Below are 19,439 nucleotides of genomic sequence, written 5' to 3' on the forward strand. Positions count from 1 at the left end.
CCCCTTCGAGATCGGAGGGCTCGCCCGTCGCGCACGGCGAGGCCTCATGACGCGTGACGCTGGCTAGACACGCAGAGGCCGGTCGTGGTTGCCCGCCGTCCGGCACGGGCCTCGGAAGGCGTCGGTCACGTCCGCGGGTGGCTCCGGTTTGTCGAAGGTGCGCTGCGCGCGTGTGTGGTCGGCGGGGGTGTGTTCGAGAACGACGCTGACGCGGGGGGGTTGTCTCGCGGGTGACGTCGGAGGCCATGACCGGTGGCGAGACCGGCCGAGCGGGGAACCGGGGACGAAGCTCTCCGGTGAGCACCGGCACCGGCCGCTCCTCGCGTACGACGGCGTCCCCGGTACCGGGCCGAGGCCCGCGTCCCGTCTGGTGGCCGGGCCCGATGCCCCGGCCGGTGGGTGCGTGTCGCACGCGGTCGTTGCCGCAGTCCGGGGACTGCGGCAACGAGATCGTCACCGTGCGCGGCCGGTCTCGCGGCTCATCCCAGGGCGGAGAGCGTCACGGCGTCGGCCATCGCCTGGTAGCCGGCGTCGTTGGGGTGGATGTGGTCACCGCTGTCGTAGGCCGGGAGCAAGGTGGTGGCGTCGGCGGGGTTGCGGACCGCCAGGTCGAAGTCGAGCACGGCGTCGAACGCGCCGGAGGTCCGGATCCAGGTGTTCACCTGCTGCCGGATGGTCTCCCGTGCCGCGGTGTAGCCCGACATGCCGTTGAACGGCATCACCGTCGCGGCCACGACCCTGACGCCCGCGGCGTGCGCTTGCGTGATCAGCGTCTGGTAGCCGGAGGTGATCGACGAGGCCGAAGCGCTGTTGTAGGTGATGTCGTTGATCCCCTCCAGCAGGAGGACGGTCTTCACGTTCGGCTGGGCCAGGGCGTCGTGGGCGAAGCGGTGGAGTGCGCTGAGTCCGGAGTTGGCGCTGCCGTCGGCCAGGACCCGGTTGCCTCCGATGCCGACGTTGGCGACGCTCAGGTGAGGGCCGCCGCTGACGGCCGCGAGGCGGCGGGCCAAGTCGTCCGGGTAGCGCCGGTCGGCGTTGACGGAGGATTTGACGCCGTCGGTGATCGAGTCCCCGAGGGCGACCAGCGTGCCCGCGGCCGTGGCCGAGTTCACCCACAGACCGCCGAGGAGGTAGGAGGCGTACGTGTGCGTCGGATACGAGGCGACCGTGTCGTCGGCGGCGTGATCGCCGGAGGACGATATCCATGTGGTCGCCTGGGCGTTGGGGTGCCAGCTCGACGTGTCGATGGTGTTCGAGACGTAGATGCTGACGAGCAGGTTCTCATCGGCGCTGGTGCTCAGCGCGACCTCGTCGCTGACCTGCTCCGCACCGACGGCGAGGGTGACCCCGGTGGATCCGCCGAAGGTCACGCGATGATGGGTGCCCGCGACGGGCACTCCCCCACTGGACTGGACGGCGACGTCCACGTGGCCGACGGTGAGCGTCGACGTGCCCCTCAGGTTGGACAGTTGCAGCCGCACCGTCGAGCCGCCGGAGGACAGGTGCACCACTTCGCGGATCGTCTGGTCGGAGAACCCCGGCCCGCCCTGGTTGAGGCCGGTGCTCCACGCCGCGACCTGGGTCCGGGTGGCCGCGGCGGCGGGCGTGAGGGGTGACGACGACAGCGAGAGGACCGCGGCGGCCAGGAACACCGACATCGCGGTGGCCGCGCGGGTCAACGTCTTGCGGCCGGACCGCCGCGGGCGGCCGGAACCGCCGGTGGCCGGGGAAGAAGCCAGCAGGCGCACGAATTCTCCTCAAGGTGTGGGGGTGAGGTGGTGCGGGGAACTGGTAGGGCCTGTTGACCGCCCTTGGCGGCCGACGTCGAGCAATTGGTTCTACCTCTGCGGGGGTTATACCGGCAAAGTCACACCTCTGTAAAGGTTTCGCGAACTCTACGGCCGCGATTGGTCCTACAAGTGAGGAACAGTCGGATGCGGAAAGGCACTGGATCGCTGGACGCGTCCCGCTCTACGGTGACGCCATGAGCAACCACTCAGAAGCGTCCGCCGCGCCCGTCGCACCCGTCGAAGCCTTTGAACCCCCCTACTACGTGAGTGTCTTCACAGCGGTGCGGACCCAGGACCAGAGCGGCTACCGCGAGACCAGCGCGCGCGTGGAAGACCTGGTGAAGGACGTACCCGGGTTCCTGGGGATGGACCACGCGCAGACACCTGGCGGACTGTCCATCACCGTCGGGTACTTCCGCGACGCCGACGCCCTCACGCAGTGGCGGCGCGACGCCGAGCACCGCGCGGCGCAGCAGCGCGGGCAGGCCGAGTGGTACCAGAGCTACACGCTGCACGTGGCGAAAGTGGAGCGGAGCCACGGGTTCACGCGGCCGGACGACGCCGAGGGTCGAGTCTGAGCAGCAGTCCGCTCAGCTCTGCCGGCATGGTGATCATGCAGTCGTGCCCGGTCGGCAGTTCCCACACCTGTGCCGGAGATCCGTTGGGCTGTACCGCGGGGACGGGCCGTCGCGTGATCCCTTCCGGCACCACGCCGACGCAGTGGATGTGCGTACGCGGAATCAGGTCCGCTGCCGGATTGTCCAGCCGGACCGGTTGCCGCAGGCAGCGCACCGGCTGGTCGGAGAGCATGGCACGCAGCCACGCGACGTCCGCCGGGTCGGTGACCCCGAACAGACCGAGGGGCGCGGGCATTTCGGGCAGCGGTGGAACGCGCCAGGGACTGCTGGACTTCGCGGCCAGGTCGATCAGGTGCTGGGTCATGGGCTGGACGTCGACGGCGGTCTCGCCGTGCTCCGGGACCATCGCATCCAGGTACACCAGGTGTGCGATCCGTTCCGGGACCTCGTTGGCCACGCAGGAGACGACCAGTCCCGCGTAGCTGTGACCCACGATCACCACCTCGGCGAGGTCCTCCTCGTGGATCAGTTTGACGACGTCCTCGACGTGCGTGTCGAGCCCGACCTCGGGACCGAGCAGGTGTGTCTTGTCGCCGTAGCCGGTCAGCGACGGCGTGAACACACGATGCCCGGCCGACTCCAGCAGCGGGACCACCCGCTCCCAGCACCGCCCGCTGTGCCAAGCTCCGTGAACCAGCAGGAATGTTGACATGATGGGAATGATCTTCCTCTTCGGGACGCGGAGGCACGGACATGGCGGTTCCGCGGCCCTGTGGGGAAAATGGCCTTCCTCGCGCCCTTCGCCCTGCTCACCACCCGGTACGGGCTCCCCCTCGGAAAGGCCCGTACCCGCCACCGCGAGGAGCTGGAAAGCCTGGTCGCCGAAACCGCCACGGTGAGCCGCGCCTGCGGTGCCCCCGCCGATCCCGCTCAAGCCCTGGCCCGGTACGACGCCTTCCCGCCCGAAGCGAAGTCCTCCATGCAGCGCGACGCGGAGGCGGGCAGGCCACTGGAACTCGACGCCATCGGAGGGGCGTTGCTGCGCGCTGCCGACCGCCACGGCGTGCCCGTACCGGTGACAGCCCGACTGGTACGGGAGATACGCGCCGTCGGCGACCCGGCGCCCCGGTCGAGCTGAGCCCCGAGCCCCGAGCCTCGCGCCCCGGGCCCGACGGGTGTCACTGCTCGCGCATGCCCCACGGTGAGCCGTATGCGGTCAGCAGGTCGAGGAACGGGCGTGCCGGGAACGCTTCGGGGCCGAGGACGCCCGAGCCTGTCCAGGCACCGGTGGCCAGGAGCTCCAGGGCGACGACCGGGTTGACCGCCGTCTGCCACACCACCGCCTGGCAGCCGTACTCGTCCATGGACCACTGGTTGTCCACCACGTGGTAGAGGTACACCTCACGTGGCGCGCCGTCCCTGGTGCCGCGCACCCAGGTTCCCGCGCAGGTCTTGCCGTGCATGCGCCGCCCCAGCGTCGCCGGATCGGGCAGGCACGCGGCGACGACGTCCCGCGGCGAGACCACGACGGGTCCCCCGGCGCCGGGCACGGTCACCGGGGAGGTGCCGTCCAGCCCCAGCTTGTGCAGTGTCTTCAGCGTCTCGATGAACTCCGTTCCCAGCCCGTACTTGAAGGTGACACGCCGCGCGTCGACCCAGCGGGGGATCAGCAGCACTTCCTCGTGCTCCACGTTCACGCACTCGACCGGCCCGATGCCCTCGGGAAAGTCGAACACCTCCGGTTCGCTGAACGGTGCGGTGGTGAACCAGCCGCGGCCGGCCTCGTACACGACCGGCGGGTTCAGGCACTCCTCGATGGTGGTCCAGATACTGAAGGACGGGGCGAAGTCGTAGCCGTCGACCGTGAGGTTCGCGCCGTCACGGACGCCGATCTCCGTGATCTCGTCGAAGAGCTCGTCGGCGGCGTACCGGGCGAACACGTCGGAGAGGCCGGGCTCCACGCCCATGCCGACGAGGGCCAGCCCGCCCGTCTTCTCCCACTCGGCGGCCAGGGCGAACTGTTCGTCACCCAGCTTGACGCCGCACTCCTCGAGCGGACGCTCGGGATGGGGCCGCGACAGCGACATCGCCATGTCGAGATATGCGGCGCCGGCCGTGTGCGCGCCTCGGAACAGAGGCATGACGAAGCGTGGGTCGGTGGCGTTGAGCAGGACGTCGCACCGGTGGCGTGCCAGCAGGGCGACCACCGCCGCCTCGTCGCCCGCGTCCACACACTCGGCACGGAAGCGGGCGCCGTCGGCACCGAGGGCCGTGACCGCCGCCTCGGCCCGGCCGAGGTCGCGGTCGGCGACCACCATCAGGTCGAAAAACGGCCGCCTGGCCGCGATCCGGGCGACGGCGGTGCCCACACCACCGGCTCCCACGAGCAGTACACGCATGACGGAATCTCCTTCTCGGTCGAACGTGGACGAGGTCGAGGACGGGTGCGCCTTGACAGCGATACAACGGTGCGGGCCGGTGTAAGGTCAATCGCGTTGGCATAAGGGGCTCCGGGAAGGAGGCGGCCGTGCCCAAAGAGGTCGTGCCGGAGGAGAAGCGGCGGCGGCGCCGTCCGACCAAGAGCGGTACCGTGCTCTCCGAGCGGCTGATCGTCGAAGCCGCCCTGCGCATGCTGCGCGAACACGGGAGCGCCGGGCTCACCGCGCGCCGCCTCGGGCTGGCCCTGGACTGCGACGCGAGCACGCTGTACCGGTACTTCCGCGGTATGGACGACCTGACGCTGGCCATCGGCGACGCGCTCATCGGTCAGGCGCTGCTGGGCTGGGAGCCGACGGGGAACTGGCGCGCGGATGTGCGGGACATAGGCCTGCGCATCCACGCCGCGTACGTGGCACACCCGCAGGCTGCCCTGCTGACCGCCAACCGTGTCACCGGTCGCCCGCACGAACTGGCCGCCGACGAGGCCGTGCTGGACGTGCTGCGCGGCGCCGGCTTCCCGCTGACGGACACCGTTCGCATCTACCACGCCTTCATCGACCAGACGCTGGCCTTCGCCGCCCTCGACTCCGCGTCCCTCGCCCTGCCGAGCGCTTCCCAGCGCGCCGACGACGACAGGTGGAGCTCGACCTACGGCCGCCTGCCCCCGACGACCCACCCCCGCATCGCCGAGGCGGCTCCCCTCCTGACCACCCGCATGCTCACCAGCGCCTACCCGACGGCCCTGGAGCTGCTCCTGGACGGTGCGGCCGGGCGGCTGGAGACAGTCACGGGAGCGCGGCCTGCCGCCGGCTGAAGTGCGCCGTCCGGCCGACGCGTGCGGTGCCCGGCGCGTGCCGTCCGCCACGGCTTCCCGCGGCGGACGGCTCATGCCTTTGGTGTGCGGAGTTCTGAGTCGGCGGCGGACTGTGGGCGTCCTGGGCCGCTGGACGACGCCGGCGTGGCACCGGCGGCGGGATTCGAACCCGCGTCACCCGCTCGAGAGGCGAAGTAGCCGCAGCCTGCGCACCCGCACGGCAAGGACGGTAGCGGATCCCGAACCACGGCACACCCGGGTTTCCCGGCGCCGGAAAGGGCCTTGTCCCAGGTCCGGCCGCCGCCGGTCCGGTCCTGGATCTCAAGAACGCCGGCCGGCGGCGACAGGTCCGGGCGACGTCCTCGGCCGGGGGTGGTGCCGGGGCACCACGTCCTGGGGGAAGGTCAGCTGCCGGCCCATCCACTTCAGGGCGGCGGGCATCTCCCGTACCCACGTCGGGAAGTTGTGACTGCCCTGGTCGGGCTGGACGGAGGTGACACGCATGGGGGCCTTGACGGCGTCGATGAAGGCCAGCGTCCGCGGGTAGCCACGCTCGCCGTGCTTGCTCTCGGCGACCAGGACCGAGACCTGCGGTGCGGGCAGGTGCTTCAGCCGCCACATCAGATCGTGTTCATGGACCCGGTCGACGCGACTCGGCCCGCTGCCGAAGAGGTTGCCGGTCGTGGGGTCGTCCTTGACCTCGTAGTCCGGGGACAGGGCGCCGGCGGTCGTGTACACGCCGGGGTTGCGCATCGTCAGCTGCATGGCGCAACTGCCGCCGGAGGAGTAGCCCATGACGCCCCAGGCACTGGCGTCGTGACCCACCCGGTACACGGACTTCAGGGCCTCCGGGAGGTCCTTGGCCAGGAAGGTCTCGGCCTGCGGTCCGCCCGGCACGTCCACGCACTCGGTGTCGCGCGGCGGGGCGATGGTCGGCCGGATCATCACCATGACCGTCGGCTGCATCTGACCGCTCTTCTGGAGTTGTCCGGCGGTCTGGGACACCCGCAGGTGCTCGGCGAGATTGAAGATGCTGCCGGGATATCCGCTGAGGGTCACGATCACCGGGAAACGCTGCCTGGCGTACGCCTTCTGGAAGTACTGCGGTGGCAGGTAGACGAACGCGGGGTCGACCACACCCGTGCGGCGGCCGATGACCTTCACGGACTCCACCCGGCCGTTCACCGCGGCAGGACCGGCGGGCAGCCCGCTGACCCGGTGCAACTGCTCGTCGGTGCCCGGCTGTATCAACGCCCCCGCCGGGCCACCGCGCCCCGTGCCGTTGCCGAGGGACGCCTGCGTCACCCCGACGGGAGTGGTTTCCGTGTCGCCGAAGAGCTCGCCCCACGAGCCGAAGAACTGGTACGACGAGTTCAGCCAGCACGCGAAGGCCGCGATGATCGCCACCTGGGTCACCCCGATGGCCGCCAGCCGTCCGAGTACCTGCCGCCACCCCTGCCGGGCGAGCCGTGGCCACAACCAGACCAGCAGAGCCACACAGGCGGCAGACAGGGCCGCCATGGCGTACACGGTTGCTTCGCTGGTCAAACCCATGCCACTCGATCCCCGGATTTCTTGCCTGTGCTGTTTTTCCTTCATGCAGAAGGAGGGCTGGAGACACGTCCACGTTCCTCAACGACGGCAAAGCCCCGGGGTTTCCACCAGGGCGCCGGCCCAGATGACCGTGTCGGGGGTGGCCGAGCGCGGAAACCGCGCGAGTACGGCGTTGGCCACCAGGCCGGAGACCGCCGCGCAGGAGAGCAGCACCGCGCCGCGGCCGGCTACGCCCCGGGCCCGCCCGCCCAGGAGTGCGGTGCAGGCGGTCAGCATGCCCTGAGCGGCAGACGAGAGGACCGGGGTGAGGGTCGCCCGGGCCGGGACGGTCTTTCGACGATGCCCCGCATGGGGCAGCGAGGCCGCTGATCATCGGGGCCGCCCGCGCGGCCCGCGCCCGGCCGTTGCACGGTCCGACGCGGCATCCCTGACCTTGTGTGCGTCAGGGCGCGTGCTTGATGTCCCCCGCAAAGACGATCATCTGGTCGATGCGGCCTTGTCGCAGGTGAACCACGTCCGTTCCGGCCAGCCGCGGGCCTCCGTCCGGCGTGGTGAAGGCCCACCGGTAGCGGGCCCACTCGCCTGGCATGTCCACGGCCGAGCAGCGGACCATCGTGCCCGCACCGGTCGGGTGGCGGCGGATGTCCAGCACGAGGCGTTCGACTGCCTCCACTTCCTCGCTTCGGCCGAGCGGACCCCAGAAGACCACGTCAGAGGTGAGAGCCTGGGACAGCAGGGCCGTCACGTAGTCGTCGTCCGAGGCGTTGCTCCTCGGCGTCGCCGCCGCGTGCCTCCCGGACGGCCGCCGGGCGATGGGCGTCGCTACGACGGCTGTTTCCCCTCCGGCTGGGCCGCCTTCAGGTCGGCGAGCAGTTCCGCCTGCCCCGCCAGCACGCCCGACAGGATGGAGCGTGCCACCCGCAGCAGTTCCGCCACCTGCGGGCTGGTCAGGGAGTAGTACACGTTCGCCCCCTCCTTCCGGGTCCGTACCAGGTTCGCCCGCCGCAGCACCGCGAGCTGCTGCGAAAGGTGCGCAGGCTCGATGCCCACCTCGGGCAGCATCTCGGCGACCGCGTGCTCGCGTTCGCTCAGCAGCTCCAGGACCCTGATGCGGGCCGGGTGGCCGAGGGTCTTGAAGAACTCGGCCTTCAGCTGGTATAGCGGCGTACTCACCTCGCCGGCCCCTCCCCCGTACGGCGGCACGGCACAGCCGGCCCGCCCTCGTCCCTTGTTGACGGCTTCATGAATTGTCAAGGTTAGCAAGTCATGGGCTTCAGCCACGCGGGGTGCCGACGGGAGTCCGCTGTCAGGTCACAGGGGGAGAGTGATCCATATGCTCTTGCCGCCGCCGTCGGCGTCGCCGCGGACCACCGCTGTGCCGCCCAGCCCGAGCGTGAGCTCCATGACGGTGGCCAGGCCGCTCGTCCCGGTCCCGGTCGCCGTGCCGTACACCGGCGGCTGGTAGGGGTGGCGGTCGTGGACGGCGAAGGCCAGACAGTCCGGCCCCGCCGCGTAGATCACGGTCACCGTCGGGGAGAGGACGGCGGCATGCCGGACGCTGTTGGTGACCAGCTCGGCGAGGATCAGCAGGGCCGGGTCCACCGTGGGGTGGCGCAGTCCTATGCCCCACTCGATCAGGGCCTGCTCGGCGGTCTGCCGGGCGATGCGTACGGAGGCCGGCTCGGTGGGCAGGGTGAGCACGTGCCGGTGGGGCAGGGTTGCCAGCTGCGTGGACATCGCTCACGCCTCCGCTCGGGCGAGTCGGAAACCGGTGACGGTCGTAGGGTGCAGACGCACCAGGGTGTCGTGCGGGCCGTGGGCCCAGCCGGTGAGGGTGCGCCGGTAGTGGGCGGCCTCGTCCGGGTCGCCGACCACCTCGGCCGGCCCGGAGACGGTGACCGCCCAGCCGGTACCGGGAACGGCGCGGACGTCGTCGACGTGGTACGTCGCCGTCGCGGGCACCGCCGCGGCCGGGGCCGGCGCACGCACGACGAGACGGCCGTACGCCCACACATGCCGGGCGGGCCGGACGACGGCCAGATCCCGGTGCACGTACACCAGCCGGCCCAGCGTGCTGCCCTCCAACAGCCACAGGGCCTCCGCGCCGGAGACCTCGACCATGCGGAGGGTGGCGGGGGAAGTGCTCATCGCAGGGCTTCCTCGCCGGAGGACGGGGGCTGCTGCGCGGGGAGCGAAGCCAGGACTCCGGCCGTCTCCAGGTGGTCGCGGGCGGCCCGGATGGCCTCCGGGGTGGTGGGGTGCTCCCGGCCCTCGTGGCACAGCAGGTCGAGTGCGCCGACGGAGTCCAGAACCTGACGCTGGTCGGGGCGTATCCCGGACGCGAGGACGAGGATGCCACGGCGCCGCAGCTTCTCCACCGCGTCCTTCAGGACGAGCGCGCCGGTGGCGTCCATCGTCGACACCCGCGACATCCGCAGGATCACGACCCGGACGTCGGCGACCTCGGTGAGCTCCAGCAGGAAGCGGTGGGCGGCGGCGAAGAACAGAGGGCCGTCGATGCGGTACGCGACGATGTGCTCGGCGAGCAGCGCGTGCTCCTCCGCGCTGCGGTCGCCCCGGTCGAGCGGCACCTGGTCGAAGCGGGCCTGCTTGGCGACGGCACGCAGGGCGAGGACGCCCGCGACGACGAGGCCGATGATCACGGCGTACACGAGATCCAGGGCCAGTGTCGCCACGGCGGTCAGCACGAGTATGAGGGCGTCGGAGCGGGTGGCCTTCACCATGGCCCTCAGCGAGCCGACCTCGACCATGCGGATCGCGGTGGCCAGCAGGACGCCGGCGAGGGCCGCCAGCGGGATCTTCGACACGAGCGGCGCGGCCGCGAAGACGATCACGGCGAGGACGGCGGCGTGGGTGAGGGCAGCGAGACGGGAGCCGGCGCCGGTGCGGACGTTGACCGCGGTACGGGCGATCGCGCCGGTGGCCGGGACCCCTCCGAACAAGGGGGCGGCGATGTTCGCGAGGCCCTGGCCGAACAGCTCCCGGTCCGGGTCGTGTCTCTGCCCGACCGTCATGCCGTCGGCGACGGAGGCGGACAGCAGGGACTCCAGCGCGGCGAGTGCCGCCACCGCGACCGCGGGAGCGAGGAACGTGCCGAGCGAGCCCGGGTCGAGGAAGGACAGCGACGGTGCGGGCAGTCCCGCCGGCAGGTCACCGATCGGCTTGGCCGCGTGCAGGTGGGCCAGCTGTGCCACGATCGTCGCCGCGATCACCGCGACGATCGAGAACGGCACGGTCGGCCGCCACCGGGCCCCTGCCAGCATGACCGCGGTCACCGCGACCGCGAAGCCGGCCGCCGTCCAGTCCGGGTTCTTCGCGAACTCCTCGGCCGCCCGCCAGGTGACCACCAGCACCCGGTCACCCTCCGGCTTGGGCACGCCGAGCGCGTTCGGGATCTGCTGCAGGCCGATCACGCAGGCGATGCCGAGGGTGAAGCCCTCGACGACCGGGGCCGGCACGTACTGCATGTACTTCCCGGCCCGCAGCACCGCCAGGCCGACGAGGATGACGCCCGCCATGAGTCCCACGGTGAGCATCCCGGTCGGCCCGTACCGGCTCACGATCGGCACCAGGACGACCGTCATGGCCCCGGTCGGACCGGACACCTGCAGGCTCGACCCGCCGAAGACCGCGGCGAGCGCGCCCGCGACGACGGCGGTCGCCAGGCCCGCTTCGGCGCCGAGCCCGGAGGAGACACCGAAGCCGAGCGCGAGCGGCAGTGCGACGATCGCCACGGTCAGGCCGGCGAGCACGTCCCGGCGCGGGTCGCGCCGGACCTCGGCGAGGTCGGCCGCACCGGGCAGCAGCGACACGATCCGGGCCCGCACCCGGCTCCCTACGGTGGTCATCGTGCGACGTCCTCGGCTTCCCGCAACTCGGCCAGCAGTTCGTTCCGGCCGGCGAGCATCTCCGTCAGGATCCGCCGCGCCGCCTTCATCAGGTCCGCGACGTCACCGCCGGCCAGCTCGTAGACGACGGTCGAGCCCTCGCGGGCGGACGTGACGATCCCCGAGCGGCGCAGCACCGCCAGCTGCTGCGACAGGCCGGACGGCTCCACCTCGATGGCGGCCAGCAGGCCCCGCACCGGCATCGGCCCGTCCTGCAGCAGCTCCAGCACCCGTATCCGCACGGGATGCCCCAGCATCCGGAAGAAGTCGGCCTTGGCCTGGTACAGCGGAACGGACACGACACCTCGGCTTTCCTGACGAGTCCCACCCCCCGGGGGGCGGACGCGAGCGGCTGTGCGCGTAGCTGTTTGCGAGCACTGTCAATGCAGCATCTAACTAATTGCGAAATTTTGCAATTCCGCAGGCGATGTCGGCGCTCGGCCCGACCGCGGCCGGGCACGGGCGGGGCGCGGCGGTCCCGGTGTCCGGCCGCCACCCGGCAGCCGCGCCGACTTCCCGCTTTTCCACGCCAGTTCCGGTCATTCGAACGGACAGGGAACACAGTCCGCCGACCATCATCCGTCAGTCCCGCAGACGCCGTCCCTGCCTCCCCCGGCCCGGCCTACGGTCCGTGCATCGGACGGGACGGCGAGTGCCGGCCCGCCGCATCCGACAGCCAAAGGGGAGGACGCCGCCATGGCGAGCGTGGAAGTGTCACTGAAGGAAATGATGACCGCGGTCGACGGGGCACTGGGAGCCGCGGTCGTCGACTACACCATCGGCATGGCCCTGGGAACGCTGGGCGGGGACAAGGACCTCGATCGGCCAGTCCCACCCAGTCGAGCTGTACAGAAGAGCGGCCTCGCGGACCGGTCACGCCGGGCGGGGCACGGCTCGCAGCGTCTTGCCTGCGCCGTCAGCCTTCCTCCACGCTGAAGAGGGCTTCGGTGATCATGCGGGTGGCGAAGTCGCGGTCGTCGGCGAGTCGGTTGATGTGCTCGGCGAGCAGGAGTGCGGTGGCTTCCAGGGGGTTCATCTCGTCCTTGGTCCAGTATCCGTACTGCTTGCGCCACAGGCCGGGGCTCAGGCCGGTGCCTGCGGCGACGAGCAGGCCGGCCATGGTGGGGATGACCTCGGGACGGACGCTCCTGGGCATCCTGCGCATGGTGGCCACGAGGTTGGGAACCACGCACTCGACGACGTCCTTGCCGTGATCCTCGTAGGCCATCCGCAGCCACTGCATGAACATGTAGATGACGGTGCAGGCACCGTCCAGCATGTCGTCGACTCCGGTGGGCCCCAGCGACGCGGCGAACTGGTCGGTCAGCGCCTGTTCTTCGGCGTCGGTCCGGGTCTTGTCGTCGTAAATGGCTTTGAGCCGAGAGTCGATCATCATGAGCGCGGCGCCCACATCGCCGGCGGGAGCGTGCTCGGGGCCGCAGGGTGATGACACAGGATTCCTCCTCAGCTGACCGTGAGTAGCACTGCGAGTTCGCACAGTAGTCGATCGACGGCGCGCGTATCCGGCGAATGCCCAGCCGGGCACCCGTCGGCGTCAGCCCGTCAGGGAGGACTCCTGACCGGACGGGGTGACCGCGTACCACTCGTTGTCCTTGCCCTGGCCGTTCACCTGGCCGGCCCTCGTGTCGCCCACGTACCGGTACAGCGGCCAGCCGGCCAGCGTGAGCTGTGTCATGCCGTCGCGGTGGACCGTGCCGAGCAGGGTCTTCTCGACCCCCGAGGTCCGCACGGAATCCTTCACGATGACGGGCATCCACGTGTCGGTGCACGCACCGGCACACGTCCACTTGGAGGGATTCGCCTGGTCCTTGCCGTACCGGTAGAGGGTCATGCCCTTGTCGTCGGTCACGACGCTGCCCGTGCCGCTCGTCGCCTCGGCCGTCACCATGGTGGTCGTGGCCAGGTGTCCGCTCCCCGGGTTGCCGCCGGCGGCCGGTGCCGAGGTGGCCGGTACGGGGGTCGCGGAATCCGACGCGGCCGTGACGGCCGGGGCAGCGCCGCCGGGGCTCGCGCCGGACACGTTGCTGTTCGAGGAACCGCACGCGCCCAGCAGGAACGCGGAGACGAGCCCTGCGACCGAGGCGAGGACGATGCGTTGCGGGATCAAGGAGCCACCCTTCGTCGGGAGTCGCATCTGCTTACCCCCTCGGTACGTGGGGGTGACTCCCGGACTCTCAGCCGTCGATGTCACATGACGCAGTTTTGACCATCGCCGCGGCGGTCCGGGCGGGCTCGATGCCGGCGGGTTCTTCACCTGTTCAGGGTGTGGTGCGCCAGGTGCCTGCCGTCTGCTTGGTCGTGCTGGTGTTCCAGTCCAGGCGCAGGACGGCGAGGTCGTCGGTGTGCCGCTCGGCGTTGAGGGTGCGGGTCCGGGCGATGAGCTGGTCGAGGTGGGCGCCCGGGTCGGGCGTGCGGATGGTGTCGATGATGCGCAGCAGGCCGTCGACGCCCAGCCGGGCTCCGGTGCCCTCGGCGAAACCTTCGATGAGGCCGTCCGTGTAGGCGGTGAGCGCTCCGCGGGGCGGCAGCGCGAGTCTGGTGGCGGGCCACCCGCCCAGGCCGGGTGCGATGCCCAGAGCGATGCCATGGGCTGCGGTGATCTCCTCGGTGCCCTCGGGCGTGGTGAGGAGGGGTGCGTGGTGACCGGCCAGGTGGAGGGTGAGGGTGGTCGTCTCCGGGTCCAGTGTGATGAGCGTGCAGGTGGTGAACAGATCGCTGCCGGCGCGTTCGGCGATGTGGATCTGTTCCAGCAGGCGGAGCAGTTGCTGGTCGCGATGGCCGCCGAGCGTCAGGGCGCGCCAGGCGATCCGGAGGCAGACACCCAGCGCCGCCGCGTCGGGGCCGTGTCCGCTGACGTCACCGATGACGGCGTGGACCTGTCCGTCGTCGGTCTGGACGACGTCCAAGAAGTCACCGCCGAGCAGCGCCTGCGCCCGCCCCGGGAAGTAGCGGCTGGAGGCGGTGACGGCGGCGGAGGTCAGCAGGGGCTCGGGCAGCAGCCCGCGTTCCAGGCGTGCGTTCTCCTCGGCGCGCAGCCGTCCGATCTGGAGGGCGGCGTTGGCGCGCTCGGCCTGCTTGCGCTGGACGGCGTAGCGGACGGCACGCTGCATCAGGTCGGGTTCGACCTTGCCCTTGATGAGGTAGTCCTGGGCGCCGGCGGCGAGGGCGTCGACGCCCGCGCGGGGTTCGTCCAGCCCGGTCAGGACGATGATGGCCGCATGGGTGTCCTGCTGGATCGCCTGGACCGTCTCCACTCCCGACGCGTCGGGCAGGTGCAGATCCAGCAGGACGCAGTCGACGGCTTCCGATCCCAGCGCCCTGCGCGCGTCCGCGGCGGTGCGGCAGCGCGTGAGGGTGTGCGGCAGGTCGGTGTCGTACAGGAGTTCCTCGACCAGGAGGGCGTCTCCGTCGTCGTCCTCCACCAGCAGGATCCGCACCCGCTCCTCGGAGCGCGCGGCCCCGCCGGTCACGGTCGCGCCTCTGGTGCGGAGGGCACGGGCGCGGCCACGACAGCGGGCAGGGTGAAGACCACTCGGGTGCCCGACGTGTACGCCGGGTCGATGCCGATCACTCCGCCATGGAACTCGACCACCTTCTTGCACATGGCCAGACCGATGCCGGTGCCCGGGTACGCGTCCTTGGTGTGCAGTCGCTGGAAGAGGGTGAAGACCTTCTCGTGGAACTCCGGCGCGATGCCGATGCCGTTGTCGCTGACCGCGAACTCCCAGGTGTCGCCCTCCCTGGCGGCGCTGATGTGGATGCGCGGAGGCCGGTCGGGGCTGCGGAACTTGATCGCGTTGGACAGCAGGTTCTGCCACAGCATGGCCAGCTGGGTCGTGTCGCCGACGACCGTGGGCAGCGGGTCGTGGGTGATCTCGGCGCCGGTCTCCTCGACCGCCACACTGAGATCGTCCAGGACCCGGCTCAGCACCGCTTCCTGGTCCACGGTCTGGTGGTCGTTGTGCACCCGGCCGACCCGGGAGAACGCCAGCAGGTCGTTGATGAGGGTCTGCATACGGTTGGCGCCGTCGACGGCGAAGGCGATGTACTGGTCGGCCTTCGCGTCCAGTTGACCTCCGTAACGGCGTTGCAGGAGCTGGGTGAAACTGGACACCTTGCGCAGCGGCTCCTGCAGATCGTGCGAGGCGACGTAGGCGAACTGCTCCAGTTCCGTGTTGGACCGCTTGAGGTCCTGTGCCTGCTCGTCGACCAGCCTGCGCGCCGCCTCGCTCACTTGCAGTTCCTCCAGCAGCCGGCGGCGCATGGAGTCCAGGTCGGAGGCGAGTTGACGCAGGTCGGCGGGGCCGGTGCCGGTGAGGGAACGGTCGAAGCGGCCCTGCGCGACGTCGCGGGCCGCGGCGCCGAGGCGGCTGAGCGGGCCGGTGACGCCACGGCGCAGTCCTTCGAAGACGAGCACGGCAACCAGGAGGATCACCGCGGCGATGACGGCGAACATCCAGTTACGCAGGGACACCGCCTGCCGGAGATCGTGGGTGGCGGCCTCCCGCTCGCTCTGGAGGTGGGCCTGCTGGCGCACCATGGCCCGCCGCAGCGAGTCGAACACGGTTTTGCCCTCCGCCGCGCGTTCCGCGGTGAGCTTCGCCGCGTCCTGTGGCGCGGCAGCCGAGACGGGCCGGGCCATGCGCTCCTGCCAGATGCCCGCCAGTTTCTCGACCTCGGCGAGGTCGGCACCGGCCCGGGCGTCGCCCCGTACCAGCGGCCGCAGACGCCGCAGGGCGGTCTTCTCGCCGCTGACGCCCTGCGCGTACGGCTGGAGGAACTCCCGGCGGCCGGACAGCCCGTACCCGCGGATGCCGGTCTCCTGGTTGACCAGAGCCTGCTCGACCCTCATCGCATCGATCAGGGCGGGAGAGCGCCTGTCGACCAGATCGGCCGTGATCTGTGAGGTGCGCCAAACGGCCCAGCCGCCCAGCGCTCCCAGGGCCGTCAAGACGGCCAGGGTCGCGGTGACCCCGACCCGCAGCCAGCGTCGGGTTGTCCAACCTGACGCCCTCCCGGCGTCGAACGGCTCGGCCTTCATCGCGGTCTGCATGTCTCCCTCGGAATCACGGCTACAGTTGCCCGTGGCAAGCACACTGTACCCGCGCCTGGACAACACATGTTGTCCAATGTGAGATCAACGCCTTAGTCTGGTGCCATGCCTGGTTCCGTTTGGCCTCCCCCACCGTCCGGAGAGACGATCGCGCTGGTGACTCAGGTAGTGGACGAGCTGGCCCGGCGTATGGCACCGGAGACCCTGCCGTCACCGCAGGGCCATCGCGACCCGGTCGACCAGGCCCGCCGACAGGCCCTGGCGCGGCTGCGGGTACTCTCCGGGATCAAGGAGGCCGTCCGGCGTCTGGAGGACGAGGCGGCGCACGCCGCGGCCGTGGGCGGCGCCGGCTATCCCGAGATCGGCCAGGCACTGAACATGAGCCGTCAAGGAGCCCGGCGCCGCTGGCCCGGGCTGATCACCAACAGCACCCCCCACCCGACCCATCGCCCGACACCCCGGAGCTCGTGAATCATGGCTGCCGCCGCAACCCGCCCCTACGACGTGCTGCTGGTCGAGGACGATGTCGCCGACGCGATGTTGATCCAGGACGCGCTCACGGAGCGGGGCGCCCGTAACCTCACGCAGGTCTCCGACGGGGTGGAGGCCCTGGACTACCTGCGCGACCCGGCCAACGAGCGCCCCGACCTGATCGTGCTCGATCTCAACATGCCGCGCATGAACGGCCGCGAGTTCCTGGCCGTGGTGAAGGAGGACCCCGAGCTGCGCACCATTCCGGTCGTCGTCCTGACCACGTCCGCCGCGCCCGACGACGTCACCGGCGCATACCACCACCACGCCAACGCGTACGTCACCAAGCCGGTGAACCTCGAGGAGTTCGAGGCGGCGGTCCGCAGCATCGACGCCTTCTACCTGGACGTCGCCGTCAAGCCCCCCAAGGAGTAGGGGTACCGCGCCGGGCCGCGCGGTCACCCGGCGTCAGGCGTTGGAGCCGCCGTTGCTGTGGCGCTGTCCTGACCGACTGCCGTGCCAGTCCACCACCAGGGTGGTGGCATCGTCCGCCAGTTGTCCCCCGCACGCGCCGTGGACCGCCGCGACCAGGGCCCGGACCACTTCGCGGGGATGTTCGTCGCGGGTGTCGTGGATGAGGGCCGGCAGGTCGACCGCGGCAGCGCACCGCTCCTGCGCGCCGTCGGTGATCAGCACCAGGCGGTCGCCCGGCTCCAGGCGGAGGCGCTGCACCTCGTAGGTGACCGGAGCGAGCACCCCGAACGGCAGGTTGACCTTCACCGGCAGCTCCTCCACGCGGTCGCCGCGCAGCCGCAGCGGCCAGGGATGGCCGGCGTTGACCAGTTCGCAGACGCCGGTCTCCAGCTCGACACGCAGCAGCTGGCCGGTGGCCATGCCGCGAGCATTGCCGGCGATCGCCTGGTGGGCGGCGTACGCCTGCTCGAGAAGACCGAGGCCGGCCCGGCGGGCCCCGCGCAGGGCATTGACGGCCAGGGTGGCCAGCAGCGCGGAAGCCGTGTCGTGACCCATCGCGTCGGTGATCGACAGATGGAGGGTGTCCTGGTCGACGGCGTAGTCGTAGGTGTCGCCACCGATGTCGTCGGCCGGGGCCAGGCCGCCCGCCAGGGTGAAGTGGGCAGCTTCGCAGCAGGACGCCGACGGCAGGAGCTGGTGCTGGATCTCCGCCGCGAGACTCATGGTGGTGGTGCGCCGTCCCCAGTGGTAGAGGTCGGTGAAGCGACGGTCGGTGACCACGATGTACGCCAGTGCGTGCGCTGCCTGCGTCACGGCGTCACGGACCCCGTCGTCCAGGTACGGCACGACCATGTCCAGCACGCCGATGCAGTCGCCGCGGTTCGTCACCGGCGCCACCAGACGGCAGCCGCCCTCTTGGTCGTCCTCCTCGTGCAGGCGCTGGGAGCGCAGCACCCGGTCGTAGACGCTGCCCTCGAGCTCGATCCTCTCCGCCGCGCGGCGCGCCTGTGCCGCCGTACCGGCTCTGGGCAGCCGAATGGCTTCCTGACCGAGTACGTCGACGAAGAGGAACGACACCTCTGTCACCGAGAGGCGCTTCTCCAGGTTGCGGGCCACCACGTCCACCGACTCCACCGGGGCGGCGTCCTCCGCTGCCCGCAACACTTCGTCCAGGCCCAAGCCCTCACTGCTCACCGGCACCTCCCAGTTCATCCGCTACGGGTTCCCCGCACGCTGCCCCGAATGCCCCGGTGTGCCGCCCCGAGTATCGGAGTACCGGGGGCGCGGCGTGGCCCCGCGGCCTGGTCAGGGAGAGCCGGTCCACGTCCTTCGGCCGGCGTCGAGGAACCGCTCGAGCTCCGACGCCGCAGCGGTGAGGTCGGCGCGGATCGCGTCCTCGTCAGGCTCGAGACCGGGTTGCCTGCCGAGCAGCGCGAGGGCGGCGACGATCCGTGCGTGGCCGTCGCGTACGGGCACGGCGTACTCGGTGGTCCCGTGCTCGAACTCGCCGTGCGCGGCCACCATGCCGGTGGGCCGGTCGTGGTCGTTGGCCGCGACCAGCTCCTGTGCGGAGTGCGCCGCGTTCGGTCCGCCGACCCCGATCAGCTCGTAGTCCGCGAGAAGGTCCGCGAGTTCCGTCTCGCCGTGGTCCAGGAGCAGCGCGCGCCCCGCTCCGGTGCACCAGCACGGGGTGATCAGGCCGGCCGGGGCCTGCCACTGTTCGGCCGCCGACTCCCTGCGCAGCAGCCTGACGAGGACACCGTCGCGGACCGAGAGGCGGGCGCTCGCGCCGTACCGGATCGCGAGCCGGCGCAGGACCGGGCGGCTGCGGGCCAGAACGCCCTGGTGGAGGCCTTGGGAGAGGGAGAAGAACTCCGGTCCGACGCGCAACGTGGAATCCTCGCGACGTTCCAGGAAGCCCCTGTCGCACAGTTCCTGGGTCATCCGCGAGGCCTTGCTGCGGTCGATGCCGAGTTCGTCGGCGAGCCGGGCGACATTGAAACCGGTCCGGCCGGATGTCTCCCTCTCCAGGACCGTGTTGATGATCCGCAGGCCCGTGCCCAGTGAGGAGGCCGCTCCGGTCCGGGGTTCCTTCGCTGTCACATCCGCACTATAGCCAGGTGATCGTCGCGGGCCGCGGGACGAGCGGGCACGGCAGCGGTGACGCGTGCGGCGGCGGGACTGCGCGGACCGCCGCCCGGCTGACCCACGGCTGCTGATCCACGGCTGCACGGGGCCGCGGCCGCCTTTGCGTGGCAGGTCACCGGGCCGGTGGGGGGGTGATCGCGCTGCGGCATGCTGCCCTCAACGCACGTTGATACTGCCCTCTTCGCCGTC

The 19,439-nt window shown here is 71.0% G+C and carries 22 protein-coding genes and 1 pseudogene; 6 read left to right on the forward strand and 17 right to left on the reverse strand.

The features are described from left to right. Positions 1-479: 479 nt before the first annotated feature. Positions 480-1,748, reverse strand: a complete 1,269-nt coding sequence (locus ABZX30_RS19845; RefSeq protein ID WP_355935067.1) for an SGNH/GDSL hydrolase family protein — start codon at positions 1,746-1,748, stop codon at positions 480-482. 236 nt (positions 1,749-1,984) lie between these two features. Here ABZX30_RS19845 and ABZX30_RS19850 point away from each other — a divergent pair, with 236 nt between their 5' ends. After that, positions 1,985-2,368, forward strand: coding sequence for an antibiotic biosynthesis monooxygenase (locus tag ABZX30_RS19850; RefSeq protein ID WP_355935069.1), 384 nt, complete (start codon positions 1,985-1,987; stop codon positions 2,366-2,368). On the opposite strand, the gene ABZX30_RS19855 is transcribed toward ABZX30_RS19850, so the two are convergent. Beyond that, positions 2,334-3,080 (reverse strand): alpha/beta fold hydrolase, encoded by a 747-nt coding sequence (locus ABZX30_RS19855; protein ID WP_355935071.1) that lies wholly within the window; start codon positions 3,078-3,080, stop codon positions 2,334-2,336. The two genes, ABZX30_RS19850 and ABZX30_RS19855, sit on opposite strands and share 35 nt — an antisense overlap. A gap of 66 nt (positions 3,081-3,146) precedes the next feature. Here ABZX30_RS19855 and ABZX30_RS19860 point away from each other — a divergent pair. Continuing rightward, positions 3,147-3,506: pseudogene (locus tag ABZX30_RS19860) on the forward strand (ketopantoate reductase C-terminal domain-containing protein); the annotation flags it as partial. Between the two features lie 40 nt (positions 3,507-3,546). Here the strand turns inward: ABZX30_RS19860 and ABZX30_RS19865 are convergent. Beyond that, on the reverse strand, positions 3,547-4,767 hold the full coding sequence (locus tag ABZX30_RS19865) for a saccharopine dehydrogenase C-terminal domain-containing protein (protein ID WP_355935072.1): 1,221 nt from the start codon (positions 4,765-4,767) through the stop codon (positions 3,547-3,549). Positions 4,768-4,895: 128 nt separating this feature from the next. Between ABZX30_RS19865 and ABZX30_RS19870 the strand changes: the two genes are divergently transcribed. Beyond that, positions 4,896-5,621, forward strand: coding sequence for a TetR/AcrR family transcriptional regulator (locus tag ABZX30_RS19870; protein ID WP_355935073.1), 726 nt, complete (start codon positions 4,896-4,898; stop codon positions 5,619-5,621). Between the two features lie 321 nt (positions 5,622-5,942). Here the strand turns inward: ABZX30_RS19870 and ABZX30_RS19875 are convergent, their stop codons facing one another. The 8 genes from ABZX30_RS19875 to ABZX30_RS19910 all read right to left on the reverse strand — a co-directional run bounded on the left by ABZX30_RS19875 (position 5,943) and on the right by ABZX30_RS19910 (position 11,382). After that, positions 5,943-7,175 carry an alpha/beta hydrolase-fold protein gene (locus tag ABZX30_RS19875; RefSeq protein WP_355935074.1) on the reverse strand — a complete coding sequence of 411 codons (1,233 nt, stop codon included), beginning with the start codon at positions 7,173-7,175 and terminating at the stop codon, positions 5,943-5,945. 78 nt (positions 7,176-7,253) lie between these two features. After that, positions 7,254-7,451 (reverse strand): hypothetical protein, encoded by a 198-nt coding sequence (locus tag ABZX30_RS19880; protein ID WP_355935076.1) that lies wholly within the window; start codon positions 7,449-7,451, stop codon positions 7,254-7,256. 166 nt (positions 7,452-7,617) lie between these two features. Next, on the reverse strand, positions 7,618-7,989 hold the full coding sequence (locus ABZX30_RS19885; protein WP_355935108.1) for a nuclear transport factor 2 family protein: 372 nt from the start codon (positions 7,987-7,989) through the stop codon (positions 7,618-7,620). A gap of 8 nt (positions 7,990-7,997) precedes the next feature. Next, entirely contained in the window at positions 7,998-8,348 is a 351-nt protein-coding gene (locus ABZX30_RS19890) for a metalloregulator ArsR/SmtB family transcription factor (protein ID WP_355935078.1), read from the reverse strand. Between the two features lie 138 nt (positions 8,349-8,486). Beyond that, positions 8,487-8,912, reverse strand: a complete 426-nt coding sequence (locus tag ABZX30_RS19895; protein ID WP_355935080.1) for an ATP-binding protein — start codon at positions 8,910-8,912, stop codon at positions 8,487-8,489. Between the two features lie 3 nt (positions 8,913-8,915). Then, positions 8,916-9,323 (reverse strand): pyridoxamine 5'-phosphate oxidase family protein, encoded by a 408-nt coding sequence (locus tag ABZX30_RS19900; protein ID WP_355935082.1) that lies wholly within the window; start codon positions 9,321-9,323, stop codon positions 8,916-8,918. Then, positions 9,320-11,044: a SulP family inorganic anion transporter gene (locus ABZX30_RS19905; RefSeq protein ID WP_355935084.1), complete on the reverse strand. Its 1,725-nt coding sequence runs from the start codon at positions 11,042-11,044 to the stop codon at positions 9,320-9,322. The genes ABZX30_RS19900 and ABZX30_RS19905 overlap by 4 nt, the downstream gene beginning before the upstream one ends. After that, positions 11,041-11,382 carry a metalloregulator ArsR/SmtB family transcription factor gene (locus ABZX30_RS19910; RefSeq protein WP_355935086.1) on the reverse strand — a complete coding sequence of 114 codons (342 nt, stop codon included), beginning with the start codon at positions 11,380-11,382 and terminating at the stop codon, positions 11,041-11,043. The genes ABZX30_RS19905 and ABZX30_RS19910 overlap by 4 nt, the downstream gene beginning before the upstream one ends. Before the next feature lie 397 nt (positions 11,383-11,779). Between ABZX30_RS19910 and ABZX30_RS19915 the strand changes: the two genes are divergently transcribed. Then, positions 11,780-12,019 carry a hypothetical protein gene (locus tag ABZX30_RS19915; protein WP_355935110.1) on the forward strand — a complete coding sequence of 80 codons (240 nt, stop codon included), beginning with the start codon at positions 11,780-11,782 and terminating at the stop codon, positions 12,017-12,019. Here ABZX30_RS19915 and ABZX30_RS19920 read toward each other — a convergent pair. From ABZX30_RS19920 to ABZX30_RS19935, 4 genes are all read right to left on the reverse strand, one after another. After that, entirely contained in the window at positions 12,000-12,536 is a 537-nt protein-coding gene (locus tag ABZX30_RS19920) for a hypothetical protein (RefSeq protein ID WP_355935088.1), read from the reverse strand. The two genes, ABZX30_RS19915 and ABZX30_RS19920, sit on opposite strands and share 20 nt — an antisense overlap. Before the next feature lie 102 nt (positions 12,537-12,638). Further along, positions 12,639-13,238, reverse strand: a complete 600-nt coding sequence (locus ABZX30_RS19925) for a hypothetical protein (RefSeq protein ID WP_355935090.1) — start codon at positions 13,236-13,238, stop codon at positions 12,639-12,641. 124 nt (positions 13,239-13,362) lie between these two features. After that, positions 13,363-14,574, reverse strand: coding sequence for a fused response regulator/phosphatase (locus ABZX30_RS19930; RefSeq protein WP_355935092.1), 1,212 nt, complete (start codon positions 14,572-14,574; stop codon positions 13,363-13,365). Then, on the reverse strand, positions 14,571-16,157 hold the full coding sequence (locus ABZX30_RS19935) for an ATP-binding protein (RefSeq protein ID WP_355935094.1): 1,587 nt from the start codon (positions 16,155-16,157) through the stop codon (positions 14,571-14,573). The genes ABZX30_RS19930 and ABZX30_RS19935 overlap by 4 nt, the downstream gene beginning before the upstream one ends. 156 nt (positions 16,158-16,313) lie before the next feature. On the opposite strand from ABZX30_RS19935, the gene ABZX30_RS19940 reads away from it, so the two are divergent. Then, positions 16,314-16,628 carry a hypothetical protein gene (locus ABZX30_RS19940; protein ID WP_355935096.1) on the forward strand — a complete coding sequence of 105 codons (315 nt, stop codon included), beginning with the start codon at positions 16,314-16,316 and terminating at the stop codon, positions 16,626-16,628. A 3-nt stretch (positions 16,629-16,631) separates the two neighbouring features. Beyond that, positions 16,632-17,063, forward strand: coding sequence for a response regulator (locus tag ABZX30_RS19945; RefSeq protein WP_355935097.1), 432 nt, complete (start codon positions 16,632-16,634; stop codon positions 17,061-17,063). A 33-nt stretch (positions 17,064-17,096) separates the two neighbouring features. On the opposite strand, the gene ABZX30_RS19950 is transcribed toward ABZX30_RS19945, so the two are convergent. Beyond that, positions 17,097-18,314, reverse strand: a complete 1,218-nt coding sequence (locus tag ABZX30_RS19950; RefSeq protein WP_355935098.1) for a PP2C family protein-serine/threonine phosphatase — start codon at positions 18,312-18,314, stop codon at positions 17,097-17,099. 93 nt (positions 18,315-18,407) lie between these two features. Then, a complete protein-coding gene (locus tag ABZX30_RS19955; RefSeq protein ID WP_355935100.1) occupies positions 18,408-19,205 on the reverse strand; it encodes an IclR family transcriptional regulator C-terminal domain-containing protein in 798 nt (265 codons plus the stop codon). Positions 19,206-19,439: the final 234 nt, after the last annotated feature.

The organism is Streptomyces sp. NPDC004542 (genome assembly GCF_040610035.1).
GTDB lineage: Bacteria > Actinomycetota > Actinomycetes > Streptomycetales > Streptomycetaceae > Streptomyces.